Here is a 24433-nt window from a genome sequence, read left to right as displayed (position 1 = left end):
CAAGTACGCTATTTGAAATTTTTGATAAAATATTCTATATTGTTGATAATAGGAGGTAAAACCATGAATACTTATATGGCTAATCCAGATAAGATCGAAAGAAAATGGTATGTTGTAGACGCTGAAGGACAGACATTAGGACGTCTTTCATCTGAAATTGCTAAGGTTTTAAGAGGAAAAAATAAACCTGTTTTCACACCACATATTGATACAGGTGATTATGTAATCGTAGTAAACGCTGAAAAAATCAAAGTTACAGGTAAAAAAATGGATCAGAAAATCTATTATAACCACTCTGATTATGTTGGCGGAATGAAAGAAACAACATTAAAAGAAATGATGGACAAAAAACCTGAAAGAGTTATTGAGCTTGCTGTTAAAGGTATGCTTCCAAAAGGACCTTTAGGAAGATCCATGATTAAAAAATTACATGTATACGCTGGACCAGAGCACAATCATGCAGCTCAGAAACCAGAAGTATTAACATTTTAATAGGAGGTAATGAACAGTGGCTAGTACAAAATTCTATGGAACAGGAAGAAGAAAATCATCTGTAGCTCGTGTATACTTAGTACCAGGTACAGGTAAAATCACAATCAACAAAAGAGATATTGATGAATATTTTGGATTAGAAACATTAAAAGTTGTTGTTCGTCAGCCATTAACACTGACAGAAACACTTGATAAATTTGACGTTTTAGTAAACGTTCATGGTGGCGGATTTACAGGACAGGCTGGTGCTATTCGTCATGGTATCTCCAGAGCATTATTAGAAGCTGACAGCGAATACAGACCTGCATTAAAAGCAGCTGGATTCTTAACACGTGATCCACGTATGAAAGAAAGAAAAAAATACGGTCTCAAAGCAGCTCGTCGTGCGCCTCAGTTCAGCAAGAGATAATCTTCGGAACTCGGATTTACGTTCAAATCCTTGTTTTACAAGGGTTTGTGGAGTTGTCAGATGTGGTGAAAAGCGGTGGAATTTACTCAGTTCGCAACGCATTTGCAACACGTTTGCAACAAAAATATCTAAAAAATATAGGACACTTTTCGGTGATAGACACTGGAGAGTGTCCTTTTTTGTTATGCAGATTCTGCATCGGCAATTACGATGTCCTCATTTTCTAAGGTTTTGTTGATTGCGTCTACAAGAACCTGCATATCTAAGTGAGTATAAACTTTTTCTGTCAAAGTCATAGCACCGGAGTGCCCCACAATTTTCTTGATTGTTGTATCCTGAACACCAGCTTCCGATAACATGGAAATACAGGTATGCCGGGTACAATGTGGTGTACGGTCAATTCCAATCTGTTCCACAAGAGGAGTCCAATAGCTGTCATAGTAATTGCGATAAAGAAATCTTTTGCCATCCTCTGTATGAAGAAGATATTCGCAATCAGGACAAGAATTATACCAGTCTTTATAGTAAGGCAGAAGCTTATCAGCAATCGGAACTTTTCGGATTCCGTTTTCTGTTTTGCTGTCAATTACATCAAAATACTGTTCTTCCAAATGCACATTTTCTTTCTTTAAATCAAGAAATTCGGAGATACGTGTGCCATTATAGAGTAGCATGAGGATGATCTGATAGTATTTGTCCTCTTTCATTGTCCAGACTTTTGCAACTTCTTCTTTCGTGAATTTTGTACGTGTATGCTTGTTTGGATTGCGGTCTTTGTACTGGGAGATTTCAACAAAAGTAGAATAATCTTTGTTGCAGATGTCATTCTTCAATGCAAATTCATATAACTGGTTGAACAGGATTTTGATTTTCTTCAATGTGGGATAATTCTTTCCGCAAGTGTCAATAACCTGTTGCAAGTCTGCCAGTTTTAAATCCTTGAAAACTCGGTTGTAAAGAATGCCACATGTTTTGTAAGATGCCTTGTATCCTTTAATATTGCTTTCGGATACCGTAGGAAATTTTTTCTTAGACCATTCCTCATACACTTCATCAAAAGTCATTTTGGCTGCCTTCGTATCATAAGGATTACGATTATAATCAGCCAGCATTTGCAATCCCTCTGTTTTTGTGGCGGCATATCCAATAATGATATATTCATTTACTTTCTTTTCTTTGACTGGATCAATGCGATAGCCTGTGGTTTTACGAACCATCCAAGGTTTTCTTCTTTTTCCAGATAGTTTTACTACACTTCCGTAGCCGTTCGGTAATTTCATATTAAAAAATCCTCCTTTAAAATTAGGACTCTTTTTTACCGTACCGTTCGTTCATGATTTTTTGAAATCTTCGTATTCGTTCTTCGTTTGAGATTTCTTCTGTTTCTTTTTCGGTCAGTTTTGCATTTGCGTAATAAGCAAGTGTTTTATCCTGCCACTTCTGATAAGATTCAAGACTTGTCTGATAGTCCTTGACTTCATTTCTTTTATCCTCAAATTCTTCCAAGAATAGACAGAGATCCTGATTTAACTCCGTAGAAACATCTTTGCCGTTAAAAGTAATAGCACATTCCCATCCATCATAATGTGGCGGGCGTTTGACTTCGATATTGAAGCCAAGTTCCTTTATCTTATCTAACTGAAATAAGAAATTCATAATATCAGAAAGATTTTCTAAAGGTTTTCTCTCGGCATCATACCCTATAAGATATGTGGATTCGCAGTCTAAAACTTTTGCGATTTCATTGAGCATAGCAATGGAAACTTCGATTTCTCCGCTTTCATATTTTTGGATTGTGCGAAGCGATTTCCCCAACAAATTTGCAAGCTCTGTTTGGTTGATACCTTTTTCTTTTCGAGCAGTACGGATTCTAAGTCCGATTTGATTGTTGTGTAACTTCTCATTACTCATCATTATTCACCTCACGCTTATCATATCATAGAAAAATACGAATTACAAGTGCATATTTATATAAAATAGTATTGACATGTGCAGAATAAGTGCATATAATGAAAATACGCATTGAAAGTACATATTAAAAAGGAAAGGAGAAATAAAATGAAGATAAACGTATTTAAAATGCAGATTTTGATGGGAGAAAGAGGATTAACAATTAAGAAATTGGCTGAGTTAAGTGGAGTGTCAAGGCAGACGATTTCCTGCATTATATCAGGAAAGAGCTGTACACCGCAGGTGGCATATAAAATTGCTACAGCTTTAGACCAAGAACTTAGTCAGATTGTAAAGGAGGATGTGGAAAATGGATAAAAGATTATATGTAGAATTGCCGCCATTTACGGGAAGAAATGTGCCTATTACGGAAATTGCAAAAGCAATCGGAAAAGATGCTCATTACGTTCGTATCGGGATACAGCAGGGAATTTTGAAATTTGGAGTGGCAATGAAGATGGGCGATTCCAATGAATTCAGTTATTACTGTTCTGATCGTAAAGTATGGGAGGAAACTGGATATTTCAATGGAGAGGCAAAAAAGCAGGGAAAAGAAAAAGCCCTTGCGTAACACAAGGACAACTTCTCAGAGCTTTTGATAACTCTATCTCGCAAATTCAGTATATCAAAGGCTCTGAGAGAATACAACGAAAATTTTAAAGGAGTCGAATTGAATATTTTTCAAGTAGTAAAAGAAAACGTAACTGCAAGGCAGGCAGCCGAGCAGTATGGGTTGAAAGTCAATAAAAACGGGATGGTCTGTTGCCCCTTTCATGATGATAGGCATCCCAGTATGAAAGTAGACAAAGGATTTTGCTGTTTTGCCTGTGGTGCGAAAGGGGATGTGATCACATTTGTGGCAGATTTCTTTCATCTTACACCATTGGAAGCTGCAAAGAAACTGGCAGAGGATTTTCGGATACCGATTTTTACGGATAGTTCAAAGAAAAGAAATACTGGTAAAGAGAAGGAAAAACCGAAAAGAACATTGTACCAGACCGAAAAGAAATTTGAAGAATGGGAACGGGAAAGTATCCGCATTTTATCAGATTATCTTCATCTGCTGAAAGAATGGAAAGTGAGCCATGCACCAAAAACACCAGAGGAAGAATGGAAAGCAGAATTTATAGAAGCCTGTCAGCAGACAGAAAAGATAAATTACTATCTGGATTTACTGGTGTTTGGAGAGTTACAGGACAGAATTGAATTTTTATTGGATAGTGGGAAGGATGTGAAAAGAATTGAAGAACGAATGGAAGAATATAGACGAAACAACAAGGAATAGACTGGAAGAAGCATTGGATCAGAGGGAAATGAACTCTAAGCCGTACTCTCAGGGATGGTTTGAGGATGGGCAGATTGATGAAGTAGCATTTTGTGAAAATTTCCTGCAAAGAATGCCATTGAAGTGTATCAACGGTATCTTTTTCAGTTATGATGGAATGTTGCCAGACAGCGAAGTAGAAAAAGAAATTTATAGAATGGTAAAACCGGTTCTTACGAAAGGAATTTCCAAGAAAGTAAAACAGCTTTTGGAGGTTCTAAAACTGGAAGCCTATTCAGAGGAACTTCCGGTGCAGATGGATCGTATCCATGTGAATAATGGAACTTATTTTTTGAATGGAGATTTTACAGAAAAGAAGGAGTTTTGCCTGAACCGCTTGCCTGTAAATTATGAAATGAAAGAAGCAAAGCCGGAACGGTGGCTGAAATTTCTTTCAGAACTGTTGGAGGAAGATGATATTTCTACCTTGCAGGAATATATGGGATATTGTTTAATCCCATCCAACAAGGCACAGAAGTTATTGATTATCTTAGGAAAAGGTGGGGAGGGGAAATCCCGCATTGGTTTGGTTATGAGAAAAATTCTCGGAACGAATATGAATGTAAGCAATATTCAAAAGGTAGAGCATAACCGTTTTGCAAGGGCAAATTTGGAATACCGACTTTTGATGGTGGATGATGATATGAAACTGGAAGCATTGAAAGACACCAACTACATTAAAACCATAGTCACTCTGGAGGATAAGATGGATTTGGAAAGGAAGTCAAAGCAGAGCGTACAGGGAAATTTATATGTCAGATTTCTCTGCTTTGGAAACGGAAGTCTGAGTGCCTTACATGACCGTTCCTATGGATTTTATCGCAGACAGATTATCCTTACGGTCAAAGATGTGCCGCCAGACAGAGTAGATGATCCCTATCTGATTGAGAAACTGCAAAGAGAAGCAGACGATATTTTCCTTTGGTGTCTGGAGGGATTGAAACGATTACTGAAAAATAAATATCGCTTTACCATCAGCGAACGTGCAAAGAAAAATCTACACGAAGCTATGGAATCCGGGAATAACATTATCGCTTTTATGCAGTCATCAGGGTATATCCGGTTGGAAGAAAATACAACGGCGACTTCTAAAAATTTATATCAGGCATATTGCCGCTGGTGTGAAGATAATACGGAAAAACCTATGAGTGCAAAAAGTTTTTCGGGGTACTTAAAAGAAAATGAAAAGAAGTATCACATTCATTATTCTACAAATATTCCCTCAGATAATGGAAAAAATGCCAGAGGATTTCAAGGAATTCATACGCAGATACGCATAGATAGCTACCGCTGATACCGATGAGATACAGATAAAAAAGAATTTTCCAAAGAAGCGTATATGCGTATATTATCAGGAAAATCAAGGGATTACAGGTTTCTGAAAAGTATGGGAGATACGTTTATACGCTTATACGGATAAAATTTGAATTTATTTTTTGAAGGGAGTGTCAGAAATGTTAAAGCAGCCGGAAAGAGAAAACAGAAATGTGAATGATTTATTTTATGAGATGGAGGGCAGACAGATACAAAAAATGAACAAGGTACTGGCAGACGTGGTGCTGACAAAAGCGGAGGAAAAAACTCTGATATGGCTTGCCGGATGGGAAGAAAGTACCGTAGATCATCTGCTGTCAGTCATAGAAAAAACAGCCCGGATACGGGCAGAGAAAAAGGGCGGATACGCCCATAAATCTAAATGTAAGTCCGAGAAGTAATCGGATTGTGTTAAACAAAACAAGCTCTCGGCGTTTGAGAGCGAAATACACCCATCGCACAAACTTCGTTTATGCTCTGCGTATTTCGCCCTTGCAGGGGGCAACCTGCCGACAGGCGGATAAGTTCGTAAACAGGTGCCTATGCACCTACTCACAATAAAATCAACGAGAGCTGGGAAAGGAGGATGCTTATAGGCAGACATTCATTTATTAGACAAAGTAAGCTGTCCAATGTGGCAGGAAGGATTGATTATATTTCCAATCCGAAAAGACAGGAATATCTCTATGCGACCTATCAGACAGAAGGGGCAACACCTGAATTTTGGAAAAATCTTGCAAGAGAAAATCAGTTGGATTTTAAGGCGAGTGGTTCAGCAGGGAAATGTATTGAAGGGCGTGAGTTTATCATAGCACTTCCAGAAAGTTTTGTTCAGTACAGGGCAGATGATGTGGTAAGGCTTTTTACGGAGACTTTTCATAAAAGATATGGTGTGGAGTGCATCGCTGCCCTTCATCATAACAAGACAAAGACGAATTATCATATTCATTTAGTATTCAGTGAACGGAAAATGTTGGAACAACCCGAAGTAAAGATTGCTACCCGAAATATGTTTTATGATGAGAAGGGAAAGCATAGACGCACAAAGAAAGAGGTTTTAGACAAGCAGGGCAATCTTCGGGCAGGGTGCAGTATTATCCCCAAAGGGGAAGTCTATGAAAGTCATATCTTCACAAAAAAAGAGGAATGGTTTAAGAACAAAGCCTTTACCAAAGAAGTAAAAGAACTGTTTACTGATACAATTAACTGCTATGTAAAAGAAGAATCAGAAAAACTTTCTGTATTCCAGCAGGGAGGCGTTTATCTGGCAACGAAGAAAATCGGAAAGAACAATCCGAAGGCAGAGGAGATAAAGGCAGACAATGCGGCAAGGCAGGAATGGAATCGGACAGTTGATGTGGCATTAGTCGAGGGTGTTCCTGAAAAGGATATTTTGAAAATCAAGCAGGAAAAAATCACAGACAAAACCTTGCAATCTATCAGGACACATGGTTGGCTGCCGGATATGTTCCGTCAGATTATCCGAGGTGCGAAAGACTTTTTACAGGAAGTAATTTTCAAATTTAAACTACCGCCAAAATCTGTGCCAAAGATTGATTTGCAGGAGTGGAAAGATATGCAGAAGGTTATGTATGAATTGCAGAGACAGTCCATGGAGATAAAACGCACACAGCAGGATATTTCTTCTTTGAAAAAGCAACTGTCAGAGTTACGAGGGTTCTTTAAAGGCAAAGAGCGAAAATCTCTGGAAGGGCGAATTGAACTGTTAGAGGATTTGGAAAAGCGTCTGCACAGGAGTATGGAGCAGATCGTAAAACGTGAAGGGTATCCAAATGTGCAATCCTTTCAGAAGGTCTATAACAAGGCAGAAAAACTGATTATAGAATACAATGAAGAACTGCGAGCATGGAAAAATCAGACGGAGCAGAAGAAAGAAAATCAGTTAGAACAGCCGAAAAAAGCAAGTGTACTAGAAAAACTGCACCGCTATCAGCAGGAAGGCAGACAGCAGCCGAAACGGTCAGTTAAAAAGAAAACTATGGATAGAGAACGATAAGAAAGGTGGAAATAATCGATACAGAAACAAGAGTAATTATAAAATTAAGAAGTAACATAGGGGATAATGTTGCCAAATAGATTGTTTATAAATGTGTAAAGCGAGTCTCTTGAGTAGCAATTTAATTGCACATCTAAAGAGACTGGGGTATAATATTTTTAGAAAGTAGAGTGTTAAGAAATCATTTTGGAAAACTGATTGCTTGGTGCTAGATTAAATTGTCAGACGGCATGTTGTCGGAGGCGTAAACAGCACTTTATTTTCGGTGCTTTTGCCTCCCCGACCGCGCAGTCTTGTGGGTGACCGCAGACTGTCAGCGGAGCAACCGCACACTGTCGTAGCTTTGTTTGAAAGGCAGGCTTCCTGCTTTTGAAATAAGGCCATGACAACAGTCACAGCCTTGGTAAATGTACTTTGAAAACTTCATCAATAAAGCCCTTGGTTATCGACCGCAGCCCGGATGGTTTCGGCATCGATTACTTTCCTGTCCTGTTGGGAGCCGATAGTCAGGGCGTCTGTCATCAGGTTATCGATCAGACGGGGATTGCCCTGGGTAAAGCTGTGTACAGCAGCAAGCGCAGAGGGATCAATGATGGAAGAAGCGGCTCCTGCAAGCTGCAGCTTATGCAGGATGTATTTTGAAACTTCGTCATCGAATAAGCCGGCATAGTTGTAATGAACGGTGATGCGCTGGCGAAGTGCCTCATGTACCGGTTTGGGGAGTGTATCGTTTAAATGGGATTCCCCGCACAGAATCAGGGTAAAGCAGTTTACGGAATCATAACCGTAATTCATGAGCATTTTGATGTCATTCAGAATACCGGTGCCCAGGTACTGTGCTTCGTCGATGGCAAGAAGTAGAGGCTGTCGTTTTTCCTTATAGAGGTAATAAATCTGTTCCTGAATGGCACGGAACATCCCGGTCTTTCCGCCTTTGTCGGATACACCAAGGATGGCGCATAGCTGCTTGTAGAAATCAGCAACGCTGATGGTGGACAGGCAGATGTATTCCATGTGAAACAGGCTTGGATTTAAACCGGAGGCAAAACAACGCAGGCAGAAGGACTTTCCCATGCCGGGTCTGGCGGTGAAAACACCAATGCCGCGGATATCTTTGAGATAATTCAGACGATTTGTCATTTCAGTAAAATCATGAGATACAAAGTGGTCTTTCTCTTTCAGCTGCTGTTTGTCGAATGGGTTGAAGGATAATCCGTAGTAGGAGTTATACATTAGTTGCACCCCCTGCTCTTGAGTAGTCAATGGCCGGAAGATTGCTACGTTTCGTATGGCAGTTATCATTGCGGTCAGTTCTGCGAATAGGGAACTTTTTATTTTCATATAGGATATAGGCAGAGTCCATGTCATCCGGAAGATAACGGACATTCACCTTTGCAGAAATGAATTGCATGGGAACATCATAGCAGATGCTGTCAATGGCAATGGTGGAATCCTTACGGACCTTGCGGGTAATCCGGTTATAAAAACAGTCATCCAGCCACTCGCGTGAAAGAGGTTTTCTGGGATGTTCCCTGGAAGCTTCATAGCGTTCCACCTTGCCTTTACTGGCTCCATCACGGACCTTGGTATGTAACAGAAGGATGCCAAGGGATACACAGATCATGGAAAGCTGTTCATTCGAGTAGCTACAGCCATTATTCACGTACAGCTTGTCTGGGATTCCATAGGTGGCAATGGCGTCTTTTAGAACTTTCTGGAAGTTACAGGCATTGTCGCTGTAAAACAGCTCTCCGCCAACCAGAAGTCTGGAATGGTCATCAATAATCATGATGACATATACGCGGCAGGACTTCCCAGCTTCTGTAATGTAAGGAAGATAGCAGGTATCGGCCTGCCAGATTTTTCCGAATTCGTCTTCCTCATAAGCTTTGCGGTCCCTGAGGTTAGGGTTTCTGGCAGATTTGAGGTCATTGTGGCGGATAAAACGCTGGACGGAATCAACGCTTATGGTAGCCGGAATAAAGGAGCTTCGAATCAGGAATTCATGAATCTGCGTGGCATTCATACGTGGGAAATCATTTTTGATACGGTAGATTTCATTGATTGCTTCATCATTCAGTGCCCGTGAAATACCTTTATCTGACCGGACATTTGGCATGAGGGCATCCAGCCCGCCAATGGTGTACTGGGATTTCCATTTCTCCAGTGTTTTATAGCTGTAGGTGACGGTAGAACCGTCGGGCAGGGTGAGAGGTTTTTCGGTAACACGCTTTAATAAGCGGTAGCCGAGGCATCAGGATAAAGCCCCTGGACCACAGGAGCGATGAGTGCGAAGCGGAACTGTGCCACTTCGGCATTATGCTTGGTTTGTTCGGTATCTTTTTGCATGGATACGTCCTCCTTTTTCGTTTTGTTTCATCATAAAGGAGCCGGGAAAGGAGAACCATACCCCAGTCGTGTGGTCAGAAAAGAAAGATATCGGGAGAAAAAGATGTCTGCCGGTATCGTGCGTTTTTGGGTCTGGTTAAGACAGGATTCCGGTGGGATTGCAGGAATGAGCAGGCAGTGAGCCGGATGAAATCCATGGAAAAGGCAGAAAAAGAGTCCCGTAGGAAAAGCTGCCTGTAGAAAGTGGCATTGTCAGTTTCAGAAGCATCCAGCATGCCAAGCCACTGCTCCATGTGTGACTTCCAGAGTGTTAGCCATTTATGGAACTGCTTTTCTGAGACATCAAAGTGCTCACAGAGCTGTTCAACCGTATGAAGCCCGGCATCACCCAGGATAAAGAGGATGAAGAACAGGCTGTAGCTGGAATAAGGGATAATGATATCCGGAAGGATGGCATGTGCGTGCTTACAGCTGTCACAGAATACACGCATGATGCAGAGATCCTGCTTCAGCTTCCTGCCGGAACGAAAGTAAATGATGGATCTGGCATAATAATCGTGGATGTGACAGTTACTGGTACTCCCACAGACGGGACATGTTTCCAATTCAGGCTGAAACTGTTCCATGTAGGAGTCAAAAAGAGATTTTGATGAAGTTTTTATACGAATTAGCTTGCATAACAGTAAGTTTTTTCTTATCATAGTAGTTGCTTAGCGGCTGTTTATGTGTCAGGTCATAATAATTAGGACATAGATCCTGCGAAGAACCTGCTTACAGCGCTTGGTGTGTGAGAGAAAGAACGAACTTTGGTCGGGGCTGTTCTTTCTCTTTTTATTTTCAGTTACAAAACTGACTATAAGGGAATCAGAGGAAATGGTCAATAGGACAGAAAAAAACGTGCCGAGATTCACAGCACATTAGGATAGACAACATATAGGAGCTGCCGAATTTAATCTGCGGTAAAGCTGCCGTAGGTAGGAACTATAATTCGACGCATGACATTAAATAAAATGGAATGTTAAGAAAATTTGAGGAGAAAAGGAATGAAATTTTTATTTGAGAGGGATAACATCATTTATGCAAAATGTATGAATTGCGATAGAATTCTTAAATTTAAACGATTTGAATTAGGAGAAGTAAAAACAGGAGTTGAATGTTTTTGCGGAAATATTAGTAATAGTATTGATGGAATGCAAGAAAAGAATCAAACAGAGCATAAAAATTGTGAAAGAAAAGTAAACGTGACTAAATCAACTGATTCGAATTCGAGTGTTCAAACAAGCACTGCCTCTTCGCAGATTGGTCCGGTATGTCCAACTTGTGGTTCTAGGAATGTATCGAAAATTTCTTTGACATCAAAGGCTGTAGGTGGTGCTATGTTTGGGATATTTAGTAGCAATATTAGAAATACTTTTAAATGTAATAATTGTGGATATAAATGGTGATGTGAGGGAGAAGGATGAAATATTTTGATACATTATATAAAAAAAGCTTAGATTTAATAGAATTGGATGCACCGGTAGTGCTTCAAGAAACAGCGATTATTAAGGATACAGTTGATGAGAAAATATTATTGAGAAATGTATTTGTAAATGTAAGTGATAGAATCGTGATGGCCGTAGCTATTAAAGGAAAATTAACAGATGTTTTTGGTGAACCAGTAAAATACAATGAAGGAGATATTTTTGAATATGTTTATCAAGATGTTATTTTTGAGCCGAATGTCTTGTTCGGAAATAAAATTTCTATAGAGTTGCCAATAAATGCTAGAAAAGCGATAATTGGAATAGAAAAAGTTGTATTTCAAGATGGAACAGTGTGGAGTACAAATCCCGATAATGTTGTAACGGTTCAACAACAAAGAGAAATCGAAGGGTCTGATGAATTTATGGAGTGGATTGATAACAATCCTATAAAACCCGTATTTTATTTTGTTGAAAATCAAGATTCTTGGCAATGTACATGCGGACAAGTTAATAAAGCGGCTGAAAAATACTGTAGAAATTGTAAACGTCAAAAAGAAAATGTTAGGAGCACGTTTAGTAAAGAAATTATTAAGCAGCAATATGAAAAGTTTCAACAGATAAAAGAAAAAAAGCAAAAAGAAGAAGAGGAAAAGCAAGAAGAATTAAGAAAACATGAGTTAGAAAAATTGTGCGAAATAGATAATGAAAAGAAATTAGAAAGTGCACAAAATGACTTTAAAGTGATGGTGGAACAGTCATTAGAAAAGGAACAAAAACAACATGCAACAGAAAAAACAAAAATCATAATTAGCGGTATTTGTGGAATTGTAGCCATTGTGCTAATAGTGTGTATTACAATAGTTTTAAGAAAGCCTGATACGGAAGTGACAACAGAAAAAATGGCTAAGTCAGAAACAATAAAATCTGATTTGATTCAACAAACGAGGGGAAGTTTAGAACCGTATGTTGCAATGGTTGGAATTTCAACAGATAATGATACTGCAACAGTTACAGAAAGTTTTCTCAATAATATTGATAAAGTGAAAATTATGGGAAAAAAAGGTACTGTTTCTCATGGATATACGGCTGATTCTGGTGATAGGATAGCTATGATGGATTGGCAATCAAATGAGTCTATGTCTACTGAAGAATATGATGAGTTCACCAAGTCTTTAAATGAATATTTTGGAGAAGTAGCAGAAGTACAGCAGTATGATAATATTTCTGAAGAGAATTGCTTGGTATGGAATGATTTGGAGAATGTGTGTTGGGTAATTGGTTGGTATGAAGAGGGCATTGCATATTTGAGATGGTATGGAAAAGATGATTGGAATTATTGATTTTTGTATCAACTATTAGTGTAACAAGAGACAATTTGTAATTGATTGGAAACAGTATTATTTGTAATTCAAAAAAAGATTGGATGTTTAAAAGAAGAAATGTTTAGAGAAATTAAGAAATTCTGGAGAAACGTATGAACTTTATTCGTGTGGATAATGAAATAAACAGATATAGGAGAGGCGAAGAGATGGATATTAAAAATGTATTATTAGATACAATTAATTCGGAAAAAAGTAATATTCGACATATTGCTTTGACTATTGAGCGACTTACAGTCACTATGTTGAATGATTGTATAAGGCGGCAAGGTAAAAGTAGCCAAAGTAATGTTGCAGTTTCTCAAATGATGTGCGATATGTTTCTTCCAGATGGAATTAATGATATAGAAGGCAAAACAATTGTAGAGATAAAAATTTTTAGAAGTAATCGCATAATGATAAATCGACTTTATGACATGATAGGAAGAATTTCTATGCAGTCAGAAAAAATCGATAATCTGTTGTTGATTTTTGTAAATGAGATATCGGAAAATTTGAAGGCTAAATTATTGAAAATTAAAGCAAACGATTTGAATATTCATATTTGGGATATCGATGATTTGGTGAAGATATTTAGGCAAAATGAACCATTGTTTATTGAAACATATAATAATTTAAATAGAACGTTATTGCAAGATGCAATCTATAGAGGGATTAAAAGAAAAAATGATACATATCTCGAAAAAAGAATGAAATATGTAGAACAGTTGCATGATGCATATACTAATGACAAAGTGGTACTGTTTCTGGGAGCTGGTGCATCGAGAGATGCTAAAATAGCCACTTGGGATCAATTGATATCAGAATTATTCGTGACGTTAATTAATAAACAATTACAGGTAAATTGTATTCAAATGAGTGAGGATGAGAAAAATAAGATTTTGGATGCAATACAGAATCAAAACGGTAATTCTCCATTATTACAAACACGATTTTTGAGAACAGGATTTGAAAATGATTTTGAAGAAATTATTAGGGAGATTTTATATAAAGATGCATTGGAAACTTCTGAACTGTTAGAAGAAATTGGACAGCTATGTATACCTAATAGAGGTAAATTGGGAATAATAGCAGTAGTTAATTATAATTTTGATGATTTGATTGAAAAAAACTTAAAAAGGTTACGAGTGAATTATCATTCGATTTATGGAGAAAGCATGTTTCCGGAGGCAGATGAGTTGGGTATTTATCATGTTCATGGTTTTTTACCACAGAATAAAGATTTATACAATAATTTAACAAAATCTTTATTGGTTTTTTCAGAGGAAGGATATCACAAATTAATGCTTGAACCATATAATTGGGCAAATCTATCACAATTAAATTACATGATGAATAATACATGTGTATTTATAGGATTGTCTATGACAGATCCAAATATGCGAAGATTATTAGAAGTAGCTGCCAAAAAAATGGAGGGGGAAGATTCCGTGTGTAGACATTATGCGATAATGAAGAGATTTCATTTAGTGGAAGCAAATGATGATGAGTCAATTAGAAATTTTGAGCGAATCAATGAATCGTTGCAAGAATCATTTTTTAATGAAATTGGTGTAAATATTATCTGGATAGATGATTATAACGAAATACCATTATTGCTAAAAAAGATTAAAGGTGAGAGAGAATAGCAAATTGAATAAAGAATGGCATGCATAGCTTGTATAAATCAAAAAATATGTTGTAAGGTGTGGTGAGGAGTAATGCGAAGTTCTGTGTTTGTAACGTGTTTGCAACACCATATTCCAAGAATCCAGTACAAGCATTCCAAGTTACGCAAACGTTAATCATACGTTTCAGAACGTACAATTTCAAAAAAAGATATTTCAACTCCTAAGGACTCTGGTTTTGGGGATTTTTTTATGTATTTTTAAAAGCAAATGTGATAAGATAACTGTAATATAAAATATTGGAGGGAGAATTATGGAACAAACTTTTTTGACGGATATAGAAATAAAAAAAGTTCGTCATTTAGAGAATATTTCAATTCCTTTAGATAAAAATAAAAGAAAACATTTGATTTTAACGGGGAAAAATGGGAGTGGAAAAACAAGTGTGTTGGAAGAGATAGTACAGCATTTTAATTATATTCTTTCAGATCAATTTGATAGTTATGATGAACTGACGGAAAAACAGAGATTCTACATAGATAGGATTGAAGAGGCAGAGAAAATATCTGATTTGGAAAAAAGAACAAAATCCATACAAGAAGAAAAAAGAATGCTAGAGTGGATAGAAGATAAAATGAAAAATTGGTTGGAAGGAGTTGTTTCAAACTTTACTTCCTATATGGTATTGCGTGAAAAATATCAAAGGGGGGATTTTATTTTTGCATATTATAAAGCTGAAAGAGAATTTCAAGTGGAAGAATACAAAAATATTGAAAAAATAGAATTTCAGGACAAATATAGTATTTCCGAAAATCCAGGTATAAAATTCACAAAATATCTTGTAGATTTGAAAGCTACCCAAGCTTTTACAAAAGATAAGGAAAAATACGAAAAGATAAATAAATGGTTTCATGCATTCGAGGATATTTTAAAGAAAATTTTTGAAGATAAAAATCTCCAGTTGAATTTCAATGATGAAACGTTTCAGTTTTCTATTTGTGAGACAGATAGAGAACCCTTTGATTTTAATACAATGTCCAGTGGTTATGCAGCAATATTTGAGATTATTAACGATCTGATTATAAGAATGGAGGCAAAGTCAGGACTGCGAACAGAATTTAATATGGAAGGTGTCGTTTTAGTAGATGAAATTGAAACCCATTTGCATTTAGAATTACAGAAAATGATACTTCCTATTCTAACAACTCTTTTTCCTAATATTCAATTTATTATTACAACACACTCTCCATTTATTTTAAGTTCCTTAGATAATGCGGTTATTTATGATTTACAGAACAGAACTCTTGTAGAAAATGGTTTGGAAAAATTACCCTATGAGGGAATTGTAGAAGGATATTTTAAGGCTGATACATTATCAGCAGAGTTAAGAGGAAAATTTGAAAGATATAAAGATTTAGTTTCTAAGGAAAAGTTATCAGATGAAGAATATGAAGAAATAGATAAACTGGAATTTTATTTAGATGAAATTCCAGATTATCTTGCAAAAGAATTGACATCAGAATATAGCCGATTGAAATTAGAATTTTCAAATAGGGGGTAAGGATAGTGATTAAGATAGACAGAAATCCTGTTCCGCCTCTATCACTGGCTGTTGAAGAACAAAAGGCGAAAGGGGTTTATAATAAGCCAGATGTCATACAGAGGTTAAAGGAAGATTCACATGATAAGTGCTATATTTGTGAATTGGGAGGATTATCTGATCCGGAAGTAGAACATTTAAAGCCTCATCATGGACGGACGATACCAGAGAGAATTTTTGATTGGAATAATTTATTTTATGTGTGTCCTCATTGTAACAATATTAAAAAAGAATCAAAATATGACGATAAAATCATAGATTGTTGTAAAGAAGATCCAGAAAAGATGTTAGAACAGTTCTATGAAGAGGGACATGTAAATGTACATAATATTGTGGATGAAGAGCGTGCATTTATGACTGCAGACCTTATACAGGAATGTTTTGAAAAACGCAATACAGGGATTCGGGAAGCAGCTTGTCAACACAGGATCGATCGCTTGGCAGATGAGATGAATATTTTATATAAAACATTGGAAAAATATAAGAAAAATCCAGAATTATTGCGTTATAAAAGAAGTTTAAGATCTACATTGAGTAGAAATAGTATATTTGCGGCATTTAAAAGAAATTATGTGAGAAAGCATATTTTAGATTATCCGGATTTAGAGGAATTCTTAATGTAATTTGAGGTGTGGTGAGGAGTAACAAGAAGTCCTGTGTTTGCAACGTGTTTGCAACACCACATTCCAAGAATCCAGTAAAATCAAGTGTTCCCAGTTACCCAAACGTTAATTTCAGTTCAGCAAGAGATAATCTTCCCTTTGGGACAGACAATTTCAAACAGTATTTACGAACCTCTCAGGATTTCGGTCTTGGGAGGTTTTTTGCATGTATTTTAGACGAAGATAATGGTATAATCTATTAATGAGATATATGAATTTGTGTCCCCGCTGGTGACACAAATTTATGAAAGGAGAGGGTGAGATGGCACATGATATACTTCTGTCAGGAAAGTTAATAGAAATCATAGAAACATCAAGAAATAATGCTTTGAGAAAAGTGAATGAAGAACTTATTCGTATGTATTGGTTAGTAGGAGAATATTTAAGTATTGAGTCTATGAAAGCCACTTTTGGAGATAAATATATAGATATGATTTCTAAAGAAATACAAGAAATGTTTCCGGGAATTAGAGGGTTTAATCGGCGAGGTCTTTATAGGATGAAACAGTTTTATGAACTTTATAGGGATAACGCAATTGTGTCACCACTGTTGACACAATTAAGTTGGTCAAACCATCTATTGATTATGTCAGGATGCAAATCGGACGTAGAGCGAGAATTTTATATGAGGTTATGTATTAAAGAGAACTATTCAAAAAGGGAACTAGAACGTCAGATTAATAGTGGTTATTATGAGCGCTATATGCTCTCTAAAGAAAAACTTTTGCCGGAACCAATAAAAGGATTAAAAGAAAATCCATTTTTGGACTCGTACATTATTGAGTTTCTTGATTTGCCAAAGAATTTCAAAGAGTCGGATTTAAGAAAAGGTCTTATTCAAAATATGAAAGAATTTATTTTGGAAGTGGGTAAGGACTTTACATTTATTGATGAGGAATATCGAGTACAAGTAGGTGGAGAAGATTTTCGAATTGATTTATTATTTTTCCATAGAGGTTTGCAATGTTTGGTGGCTTTCGAGTTGAAGATTGGAAAATTTAAACCCGAATATGTTTCTAAAATGGATTTCTATTTGGAAGCATTAGATCGTCAAAAGAAAAAAGACAATGAAAACCCCAGTGTTGGAATGATTTTGTGTGCGTCCAAGGATGACGAAGTTGTAGAGTATGCTATGAGTAGAACCATGTCTCCAATGCTGGTTGCTGAATATAAGCTGCAATTACCGGACAAAACAGTATTGCAGAAAAAGTTACAGGAATTAATCAATATGCCTTTGTTAGAGGAATAAGTAAAATTTCAAACAGTATTTTACAACTCCTCAGAACTTCGGTTTTGGGGAGTTTTTCTATTACATGAAAAAATATAAATATCATGAAAATTAAAAAAATCTGGAAAAATTTTTTATTATCTGCTATACTGTAACATAAGAAAGAATTTTTAAAGCAGATTTTGCAGAAAGGAGCAAGCTATGAGCTGGAAAACAATGACTATTCACCTCATGAAAGGTGCCTATATTGCTGTTTACAGGGATAGTGCGCTCTTTTTTAGGCAAAATCGTTTTTTATGATTGCGACAACTATAAAAAGCCACTATCTCCTAATCAAGTAATTTATTTGAAAAGGAGATTTTTTTATGCGTAAATTTAATATAAGACAGCAGATAGGTAAGTTATATTTACTAACTTCTGTGGGGTATTTTCAAATTGCAGGAGCATCATGGGTTGCATTGTTGGCGATGAGAGGATTTTCCCTTTTAGAAATTGGGATGTTGGAAAGTATTTTTCATATTGTAAGCTGTATATTTGAAATTCCGTCAGGCGTTGCGGCAGATGTTTTCGGTCGAAAAAAGACCATGGTTATGAGTCAGCTTGCTTCTTTATTATCCGGTGTCATGATGGTTTGGTCAGAGGGATTTTGGGCAACGGCATTTGCCATAGGATTTAGCGCTTTAAGCTATAATTTGGCTTCCGGTACGAGAGAGGCATTGGCTTATGACAGTTTAAAACTGGTAGGAAAAGAAAACGAGTATAATACGTTTGCAGCAACAGATATGATGCTTTACAGAATTGCCAATTCTACGTCCACACTCTGTGCAGGGCTTGCATTATTTCTCGGCTTTCGAAAAGCTTATACGGCGGATATTCTTTTTACTTTGATAGCATTATTTATTGCATGCAGTTTAAAAGAGGTCGAGATAGGAACGAAAACAGATGAAAAAAAGGTATCTGACAGAGTGGTGAATACAGTCAGAGAAAGCTGGCATTTTCTACTTCTTAATAAAAAGATGAGAAGGATTATGGTAATCAATGCAATTATAGGAGCTGTTTCCACGTTGGTATTGTTCTTTTTACAGGCAAAGCTGCCCCTTGCAGGATTAAATCAGGTGATGCTGGGACCGGTCCTTTTTGCCATGGGGCTGGGAGCTGCTTTAGGTTCAAGAGCAATATCACTTTTTCCATCAGTTTCTTATAAAAAGGTTGTGCTCATCAGTAGTTTGATTGTGATAGTTTCTTTTCTCTTGGCATTTACAAAAAGTCCTGCTTTCATGACTTGCGGAGGTTTTGTAGGAGCATTTGCTGATGATTTTCTGGAAGTCAGGACAGACGTGCTTATCAACGAAATGATTTCTTCTGAGCAGCGTGCAACCTTAATTTCGGTAAATTCGTTTATTTTTTCTATTGTTATGATTGTTTTATCTACATGGATGGGGTGGATTATGGCATGATTTTATGGTAGGATAGATACATATACATGAAGAAAAAGGAGAACAGCAAAGATGAAAATTGCAGTAACTTATGATAACGGAAACATATTTCAGCATTTTGGAAAGACAGAATTTTTTAAAGTATATGAAGTAGAGAACAATCAAGTGATTTCAAGTGAAGTAATCAGCTCTAATGGCGCAGGACATGGTGCTTTGGCAGAGCTTCTGGGCAATCAGTCCGTAGATTTGTTGATTTGCGGCGGTATTGGCGGCGGTGCTCAGACAGCGCTGGCAGAAGCAGGAATTGAAGTGTGTTCAGGTGTGCAGGGAGATGTAGATCAGGCTGTAGAAGCTTACTTAGAAGGTGAATTAGTATCTGCCGGTGTAAACTGTGACCATCATCATGAGGAAGGGCATAGCTGCGGCAGTCATGAAGACGGACATTCCTGTGGTGGAAGCTGCGGTGGTTCTTGTGGAGGACATGTGCATTTGACAGGACGCAATGTGGGTAAGACTTGCCGTACACATTACAGAGGAACATTTAATGATGGAACACAGTTTGACTCCTCTTATGACCGTGGGGAACCATTGGAATTTATTTGCGGAGTAGGTCAGATGATTAAAGGATTTGACGCAGCTGTCGCAGATATGGAAGTGGGACAGAGTGTTGATGTTCATTTAATGCCTGAAGAAGCTTATGGTATGCCGGATTCGGATGCTGTTTTTACTCTTGAGATTGCACAGCTTCCGGGCTCTGAAGATTTGGAAGCAGGTCAGAGAGTTTACCTGACAAATCAGTTAGGACAGCCATTTCCGGTGAGTGTTGTAGAAAAAACAGAGACTACCATTACTTTTGATGCAAATCATGAAATGGCAGGAAAGGAATTGAATTTCCATATTGAACTGGTTGAAGTAAAATAAGATATAAAAAATGGAGTTGTCATTTAAACATTATCCAGAAATATATAAATATTCAGGATATGATTTAACACGACAACTCCTTTTTAATTTTACCTAATGTTTATACCGGAATGTTTTTCTTTCTTAATTTCCGAATATAGCTTACCAGCAGAACGACACAAATAAAATCTATGATTACAACGGCGATAATCGATTGCATACCGTAGTAAATTCCTGCTGTTTCTGCGATTTTACCGATAATGGAAGGCATGATAATTGCCCCTAAGCTTGCGATGGTTAAGATAAAGCTCCATGCAAGGGTATACTTCTGAATAATACTTCCTGCAAAGGAAACAGTTGTAGGATAAAGTCCTGCCATGCTGAAACCAAAGCCCATAATACCTATGAGAATAAACGGTGTCGTAGAGCTGAACAATAATAAAAGGAAGAATGCTACCAGACCAAATCCCATACAAAGAAGCAGCCATTCTTTCTGCACTTTTGTAGAAAGCCATGCAGTTAAAAGTCTTCCTGCTAAAATCATAATCCATAAAACACTGGCGGTAGCCTGTGAAAGTGACTGCGGAAGCAATCCGGTGTCTTTAAAATAGGTAATCATCCAGCCGATAACACCCTGTTCTGCACATAAGTAAAAAAACATTGTCAAAGTACAGAGATAAAACAGAGGTTCCTTAAAAAATGCAAAGCCGGAAGCAGTTTGTTTCTTTGTTCCTGTTGTGAAACCTTCAGAATTGGGGATAATAAAGTACATAATCCAGCTTAAAATCCCCATAATTAACATAAAATAGCAGGCATAAATCCAGTTGTCAGGATTATTTTTTGTAAGAGCAATGAGAAGCAGCGGAAAAGTAAATGCACCAATAGCAAACATTGCATGAAGCCCATTTAAAAGAGAAGCTTTTCCCGGAGCTAATTCGTTGATGGATTGGTTACAAAAATTGCTGGTAGCTCCTCGTGCCATACCTGTTAAGAAAAAGGAGAGCGCCAGCATGTAATTATTATCAGAAAAGATAATAATGAAAAAGGAAAGAGCAAAGAAAGCATTAAAAAGCAGAATACTTTTTTTCCTTCCCAGAAAAGCCGGTAATGTACCGGAGGCAAAGCTGGAAATCAGATTTCCCACAGAGTGAAGACTGACAATCATACCGCAAAAGGCGTATTCCAGTCCTCTGGCATCTCTGATATAAGGCAGGAGAGAGCCGATAGATAATGCAAGCATGCCGTTGATAATAAAAACGCCATAGCTGCACAAAAGCTGTTTGTTTTGAGTTTTACTACTAAACAATGGTTAAAATTCCTTTCTTTAAAATACAAAATCCCATATAGTCTAAAGCAGGAACAGGAGTTTGTAAAGGGGTGTATACCATTTTGTTCATAAATTTTTTATAATTACATTGGCACTCGTCTGTTGACTTGGCTAATAATTAGTGTTATAGTAGCACTAGAACAAAAGAAAATAGTACAAATGGAGGGATTTTTTATGAATATCAGTAAATTTACGCAGAAATCACTTCAGGCTGTTCAGGATTTAGAAAAAACTGCTTATGAATTTGGCAATCAGGAAGTCGAACAGGAGCATTTGTTATACAATTTATTAAAGCAGGAGGACAGTCTGATTTTAAAGCTGATTGAGAAAATGGAAATTCAAAAAGAACATTTTCTTAATCGAGTAGAGCAGGCTTTGAATGCAAGAACAAAGGTATCAGGAGGGCAGCCTTATATCGGACAATACTTAAATAAGGCATTAGTAACTGCTGAGGATGAGGCAAAAACCATGGGAGACGAATATGTTTCCGTAGAGCATTTATTTTTGGCATTGCTGAATAATCCAAGCCCTTCTATGAAGAAAATTTGGAATGAGTACGGGATTACCAGAGAACGTTTTTTACAGGCTCTCAGCACAGTAAGAGGAAATCAGAGAGTGACAACGGATAATCCGGAAGTAACCTATGACACCTTGAATAAATACGGACAGGATTTAGTAGAAAAGGCAAGAGAGCAGAAACTGGACCCTGTAATCGGAAGAGACGCGGAAATTCGTAATGTTATCCGTATTCTTTCCAGAAAAACCAAGAACAATCCTGTGTTAATCGGTGAACCGGGTGTCGGTAAAACAGCAGCGGTAGAAGGACTGGCACAGCGTATTGTCCAAGGTGATGTACCGGAAGGATTGAAAGATAAAAAAATATTTGCGTTGGATATGGGTGCGCTGGTCGCAGGTGCAAAATATCGTGGTGAATTTGAGGAAAGATTAAAGGCTGTTTTGGAAGAAGTACGAAAAAGTGAAGGGCAGATTATTCTCTTTATTGATGAGCTTCATTTGATTGTGGGTGCAGGAAAAACAGACGGAGCCATGGATGCCGGTAATATGTTAAAGCCAATGCTGGCAAGAGGTGAGCTGCATTGTATCGGTGCAACTACTCTTGATGAGTATCGTCAGTATATTGAAAAAGATGCTGCATTGGAAAGAAGATTTCAGCCTGTAACCGTAGACGAACCGACTGTGGAAGATACGATTTCTATTCTGCGAGGCTTGAAAGAACGCTATGAGGTCTTCCATGGAGTAAAGATTACAGACAGCGCTTTGGTTGCGGCAGCTACACTTTCTGACAGATATATCAGCGACCGTTTTCTTCCGGATAAGGCCATTGACTTAGTTGATGAAGCCTGTGCATTGATTAAAACAGAGCTGGACTCCATGCCTACGGAATTGGATGAAATGCGAAGAAAAATCATGCAGATGGAGATTGAAGAAGCTGCGTTAAAGAAAGAAAATGACAGATTAAGTCAGGACAGATTAGTAGCTTTGCAGAAGGAAATGGCTGAGCTAAGAGACAGTTTTAATGCGCAGAAGGCCCAGTGGGATAATGAAAAATCTACCGTAGAACGCCTTCAGAAGCTTCGTGAGCAGATTGAAGATATGAATAACAGAATTCAAAAAGCACAGAGAAATTATGATTTAGACGAAGCTGCAAAGCTTCAGTACGGAGAACTTCCGAAGCTTCAGAAACAGTTGCAGGCAGAGGAAGAAAAGGTGAAAAATCAGGATTTATCTCTGGTTCATGAAAGCGTTACAGATGAAGAAATCGCCAGAATTATTTCCCGTTGGACGGGTATTCCGGTAGCAAAGCTGACAGAGGGAGAAAGAACAAAAATCCTGCATCTGGAGGAAGAGCTTCATAAACGTGTCATTGGTCAGGACGAAGGTGTAACAAAGGTTACCGATGCCATTATCCGTTCCAAAGCAGGTATTAAAGATCCTACAAAACCTATTGGTTCTTTCCTGTTTTTAGGCCCTACCGGCGTAGGTAAGACAGAGCTTGCCAAGACTCTGGCGGCTACACTTTTCGATGATGAGCAGAATATGGTTCGTATTGATATGAGTGAATACATGGAGAAATATTCGGTATCCAGACTCATCGGAGCGCCTCCGGGATATGTAGGATATGAAGAAGGCGGACAGCTTACAGAAGCAGTACGAAGAAAACCATATTCCGTAGTCCTTTTTGATGAAATTGAGAAGGCACATCCTGATGTATTTAATGTGCTTTTGCAAGTGCTGGATGATGGACGTATTACTGACTCCCAAGGCAGAACCGTAGACTTTAAAAACACAATTTTAATTATGACCTCCAATATTGGTTCCCCGTATCTTTTGGAAGGAATTGAGGAAAACGGTGAGATAAAACAGGAAGCCAGAGAGGCGGTGGAGCGTGATTTAAGAGCGCATTTCAGACCGGAATTTTTGAACCGTCTGGATGAAATGATTATGTTTAAACCACTGACAAAAGACAATATCGGAGGTATTGTAGAGCTCCTTTTGGCAGACTTAAATAAGCGATTAAAAGACCAAGAGTTATCCATAGAATTGACAAAAGCTGCAAAAGATTATATTATTGAGGGCGGATATGATCCTGTCTATGGCGCTCGTCCTTTAAAGAGATATGTACAAAAATATGTGGAGACTTTGACTGCAAAGTTAATTCTTGCAGGAAATATCAGCGCAGGCAGCAGGATTGTCATTGATGTGGAAAACGATGAATTAGTTGCCCATGAGAAGTATATGGAGTAAAGGAGAAATGCAATGATACCGAAAGATCCTGTAATGCTTTTAAGCTATATAAACACACAGCTTCGAGATTTTTATTCTTCCTTTGAAGGTTTATGTGAAGACAAAGGCTTGAATGCAGAAGAAATTCAGATGAAGCTGTCAGGCATTGACTATGTTTACGATTTAGACAGAAATCAATTTGTTTAAAAGCTTTATTTGGGGTTGACA

General features: G+C 37.5%; 24 protein-coding genes. 18 read left to right on the top strand and 6 right to left on the bottom strand.

Translation table 11 applies throughout. From position 1 onward, the window contains the following. Window positions 1-63: 63 nt before the first annotated feature. Window positions 64-492 carry a 50S ribosomal protein L13 gene (rplM, locus tag CGC63_RS13150; RefSeq protein WP_003023002.1) on the top strand — a complete coding sequence of 143 codons (429 nt, stop codon included), beginning with the start codon at window positions 64-66 and terminating at the stop codon, window positions 490-492. Window positions 493-508: 16 nt separating this feature from the next. Beyond that, a complete protein-coding gene (gene rpsI, locus CGC63_RS13145; protein ID WP_003023000.1) occupies window positions 509-901 on the top strand; it encodes a 30S ribosomal protein S9 in 393 nt (130 codons plus the stop codon). Between the two features lie 182 nt (window positions 902-1083). On the opposite strand, the gene CGC63_RS13140 is transcribed toward rpsI, so the two are convergent. Both CGC63_RS13140 and CGC63_RS13135 read right to left on the bottom strand, forming a co-directional pair. Further along, the gene (locus CGC63_RS13140) at window positions 1084-2181 is read right to left on the bottom strand and encodes a tyrosine-type recombinase/integrase (RefSeq protein WP_003022998.1); all 1098 of its coding nucleotides are present in this window, start codon (window positions 2179-2181) and stop codon (window positions 1084-1086) included. Between the two features lie 22 nt (window positions 2182-2203). Next, window positions 2204-2815 carry a helix-turn-helix domain-containing protein gene (locus tag CGC63_RS13135; protein WP_003022996.1) on the bottom strand — a complete coding sequence of 204 codons (612 nt, stop codon included), beginning with the start codon at window positions 2813-2815 and terminating at the stop codon, window positions 2204-2206. A 144-nt stretch (window positions 2816-2959) separates the two neighbouring features. Here CGC63_RS13135 and CGC63_RS13130 point away from each other — a divergent pair, with 144 nt between their 5' ends. From CGC63_RS13130 to CGC63_RS13105, 6 genes are all read left to right on the top strand, one after another. Continuing rightward, the gene (locus CGC63_RS13130; RefSeq protein WP_052530461.1) at window positions 2960-3169 is read left to right on the top strand and encodes a helix-turn-helix transcriptional regulator; all 210 of its coding nucleotides are present in this window, start codon (window positions 2960-2962) and stop codon (window positions 3167-3169) included. Beyond that, on the top strand, window positions 3162-3422 hold the full coding sequence (locus CGC63_RS13125; RefSeq protein ID WP_040351214.1) for a hypothetical protein: 261 nt from the start codon (window positions 3162-3164) through the stop codon (window positions 3420-3422). Before CGC63_RS13130 ends, CGC63_RS13125 begins: the two co-directional genes overlap by 8 nt. Before the next feature lie 99 nt (window positions 3423-3521). After that, entirely contained in the window at window positions 3522-4136 is a 615-nt protein-coding gene (locus tag CGC63_RS13120) for a CHC2 zinc finger domain-containing protein (protein ID WP_040351213.1), read from the top strand. Between the two features lie 28 nt (window positions 4137-4164). Beyond that, window positions 4165-5469, top strand: coding sequence for a DNA primase family protein (locus CGC63_RS13115; RefSeq protein WP_040351242.1), 1305 nt, complete (start codon window positions 4165-4167; stop codon window positions 5467-5469). Between the two features lie 160 nt (window positions 5470-5629). Continuing rightward, window positions 5630-5890, top strand: a complete 261-nt coding sequence (locus tag CGC63_RS13110; protein WP_003022985.1) for a hypothetical protein — start codon at window positions 5630-5632, stop codon at window positions 5888-5890. Window positions 5891-6075: 185 nt separating this feature from the next. Then, window positions 6076-7506, top strand: coding sequence for a MobA/MobL family protein (locus tag CGC63_RS13105; RefSeq protein WP_003022982.1), 1431 nt, complete (start codon window positions 6076-6078; stop codon window positions 7504-7506). Between the two features lie 426 nt (window positions 7507-7932). Here CGC63_RS13105 and CGC63_RS13100 read toward each other — a convergent pair whose 3' ends face one another. The 3 genes from CGC63_RS13100 to CGC63_RS16085 form a co-directional block, all read right to left on the bottom strand. After that, entirely contained in the window at window positions 7933-8739 is an 807-nt protein-coding gene (locus CGC63_RS13100; protein WP_003022977.1) for an ExeA family protein, read from the bottom strand. After that, the gene (locus tag CGC63_RS13095; RefSeq protein WP_242648468.1) at window positions 8732-9625 is read right to left on the bottom strand and encodes a DDE-type integrase/transposase/recombinase; all 894 of its coding nucleotides are present in this window, start codon (window positions 9623-9625) and stop codon (window positions 8732-8734) included. The genes CGC63_RS13100 and CGC63_RS13095 overlap by 8 nt, the downstream gene beginning before the upstream one ends. A gap of 304 nt (window positions 9626-9929) precedes the next feature. Beyond that, entirely contained in the window at window positions 9930-10481 is a 552-nt protein-coding gene (locus CGC63_RS16085; RefSeq protein ID WP_154965470.1) for a DUF6431 domain-containing protein, read from the bottom strand. 417 nt (window positions 10482-10898) lie between these two features. Here CGC63_RS16085 and CGC63_RS15720 point away from each other — a divergent pair, with 417 nt between their 5' ends. From CGC63_RS15720 to CGC63_RS13045, 8 genes are all read left to right on the top strand, one after another. After that, on the top strand, window positions 10899-11300 hold the full coding sequence (locus tag CGC63_RS15720; RefSeq protein ID WP_003022969.1) for a hypothetical protein: 402 nt from the start codon (window positions 10899-10901) through the stop codon (window positions 11298-11300). A gap of 14 nt (window positions 11301-11314) precedes the next feature. Next, the gene (locus tag CGC63_RS13075; protein WP_003022966.1) at window positions 11315-12661 is read left to right on the top strand and encodes a hypothetical protein; all 1347 of its coding nucleotides are present in this window, start codon (window positions 11315-11317) and stop codon (window positions 12659-12661) included. Between the two features lie 134 nt (window positions 12662-12795). Further along, entirely contained in the window at window positions 12796-14328 is a 1533-nt protein-coding gene (locus CGC63_RS13070) for an SIR2 family protein (protein ID WP_003022964.1), read from the top strand. Window positions 14329-14620: 292 nt separating this feature from the next. Continuing rightward, on the top strand, window positions 14621-15868 hold the full coding sequence (locus CGC63_RS13065; protein ID WP_003022962.1) for an AAA family ATPase: 1248 nt from the start codon (window positions 14621-14623) through the stop codon (window positions 15866-15868). Between the two features lie 5 nt (window positions 15869-15873). Then, window positions 15874-16530, top strand: coding sequence for an HNH endonuclease family protein (locus tag CGC63_RS15555; RefSeq protein WP_003022959.1), 657 nt, complete (start codon window positions 15874-15876; stop codon window positions 16528-16530). 301 nt (window positions 16531-16831) lie between these two features. Next, a complete protein-coding gene (locus tag CGC63_RS13055; protein ID WP_022239493.1) occupies window positions 16832-17818 on the top strand; it encodes a PDDEXK nuclease domain-containing protein in 987 nt (328 codons plus the stop codon). Between the two features lie 344 nt (window positions 17819-18162). Next, the gene (locus CGC63_RS13050; RefSeq protein ID WP_003022954.1) at window positions 18163-19254 is read left to right on the top strand and encodes an MFS transporter; all 1092 of its coding nucleotides are present in this window, start codon (window positions 18163-18165) and stop codon (window positions 19252-19254) included. A gap of 51 nt (window positions 19255-19305) precedes the next feature. Further along, complete coding sequence (locus CGC63_RS13045) at window positions 19306-20154, top strand: NifB/NifX family molybdenum-iron cluster-binding protein (protein WP_003022952.1); 849 nt, start codon at window positions 19306-19308, stop codon at window positions 20152-20154. A 100-nt stretch (window positions 20155-20254) separates the two neighbouring features. On the opposite strand, the gene CGC63_RS13040 is transcribed toward CGC63_RS13045, so the two are convergent. After that, a complete protein-coding gene (locus CGC63_RS13040; RefSeq protein ID WP_040351210.1) occupies window positions 20255-21439 on the bottom strand; it encodes an MFS transporter in 1185 nt (394 codons plus the stop codon). 195 nt (window positions 21440-21634) lie between these two features. Here CGC63_RS13040 and clpB point away from each other — a divergent pair, with 195 nt between their 5' ends. Then, window positions 21635-24226, top strand: a complete 2592-nt coding sequence (clpB, locus tag CGC63_RS13035) for an ATP-dependent chaperone ClpB (protein ID WP_040351209.1) — start codon at window positions 21635-21637, stop codon at window positions 24224-24226. Between the two features lie 12 nt (window positions 24227-24238). Then, window positions 24239-24412, top strand: coding sequence for a DUF4250 domain-containing protein (locus CGC63_RS13030; RefSeq protein ID WP_003022945.1), 174 nt, complete (start codon window positions 24239-24241; stop codon window positions 24410-24412). Window positions 24413-24433 lie beyond the last annotated feature (21 nt).

Origin of the sequence: Blautia hansenii DSM 20583 (genome assembly GCF_002222595.2) — a bacterium.
Taxonomy (GTDB): Bacteria; Bacillota; Clostridia; order Lachnospirales; family Lachnospiraceae; genus Blautia; species Blautia hansenii.
The sequence above is the reverse complement of the archived record's forward strand: the minus strand, read 5'-3'. Positions and strand labels throughout refer to the sequence as shown.

Coding starts and splice junctions, on each gene's coding strand:
- rplM (WP_003023002.1), top strand. CDS start 64: ATGAATACTTATATGGCTAATCCAGATAAGATCGAAAGAAAATGGTAT.
- CGC63_RS13140 (WP_003022998.1), bottom strand. CDS start 2,181: ATGAAATTACCGAACGGCTACGGAAGTGTAGTAAAACTATCTGGAAAA.
- CGC63_RS13135 (WP_003022996.1), bottom strand. CDS start 2,815: ATGATGAGTAATGAGAAGTTACACAACAATCAAATCGGACTTAGAATC.
- CGC63_RS13130 (WP_052530461.1), top strand. CDS start 2,960: ATGAAGATAAACGTATTTAAAATGCAGATTTTGATGGGAGAAAGAGGA.
- CGC63_RS13125 (WP_040351214.1), top strand. CDS start 3,162: ATGGATAAAAGATTATATGTAGAATTGCCGCCATTTACGGGAAGAAAT.
- CGC63_RS13115 (WP_040351242.1), top strand. CDS start 4,165: ATGAACTCTAAGCCGTACTCTCAGGGATGGTTTGAGGATGGGCAGATT.
- CGC63_RS13110 (WP_003022985.1), top strand. CDS start 5,630: ATGTTAAAGCAGCCGGAAAGAGAAAACAGAAATGTGAATGATTTATTT.
- CGC63_RS13105 (WP_003022982.1), top strand. CDS start 6,076: ATGCTTATAGGCAGACATTCATTTATTAGACAAAGTAAGCTGTCCAAT.
- CGC63_RS13100 (WP_003022977.1), bottom strand. CDS start 8,739: ATGTATAACTCCTACTACGGATTATCCTTCAACCCATTCGACAAACAG.
- CGC63_RS13095 (WP_242648468.1), bottom strand. CDS start 9,625: ATGCCAAATGTCCGGTCAGATAAAGGTATTTCACGGGCACTGAATGAT.
- CGC63_RS16085 (WP_154965470.1), bottom strand. CDS start 10,481: ATGGAACAGTTTCAGCCTGAATTGGAAACATGTCCCGTCTGTGGGAGT.
- CGC63_RS15720 (WP_003022969.1), top strand. CDS start 10,899: ATGAAATTTTTATTTGAGAGGGATAACATCATTTATGCAAAATGTATG.
- CGC63_RS13075 (WP_003022966.1), top strand. CDS start 11,315: ATGAAATATTTTGATACATTATATAAAAAAAGCTTAGATTTAATAGAA.
- CGC63_RS13070 (WP_003022964.1), top strand. CDS start 12,796: ATGAACTTTATTCGTGTGGATAATGAAATAAACAGATATAGGAGAGGC.
- CGC63_RS13065 (WP_003022962.1), top strand. CDS start 14,621: ATGGAACAAACTTTTTTGACGGATATAGAAATAAAAAAAGTTCGTCAT.
- CGC63_RS13055 (WP_022239493.1), top strand. CDS start 16,832: ATGGCACATGATATACTTCTGTCAGGAAAGTTAATAGAAATCATAGAA.
- CGC63_RS13050 (WP_003022954.1), top strand. CDS start 18,163: ATGCGTAAATTTAATATAAGACAGCAGATAGGTAAGTTATATTTACTA.
- CGC63_RS13045 (WP_003022952.1), top strand. CDS start 19,306: ATGAAAATTGCAGTAACTTATGATAACGGAAACATATTTCAGCATTTT.
- clpB (WP_040351209.1), top strand. CDS start 21,635: ATGAATATCAGTAAATTTACGCAGAAATCACTTCAGGCTGTTCAGGAT.
- CGC63_RS13030 (WP_003022945.1), top strand. CDS start 24,239: ATGATACCGAAAGATCCTGTAATGCTTTTAAGCTATATAAACACACAG.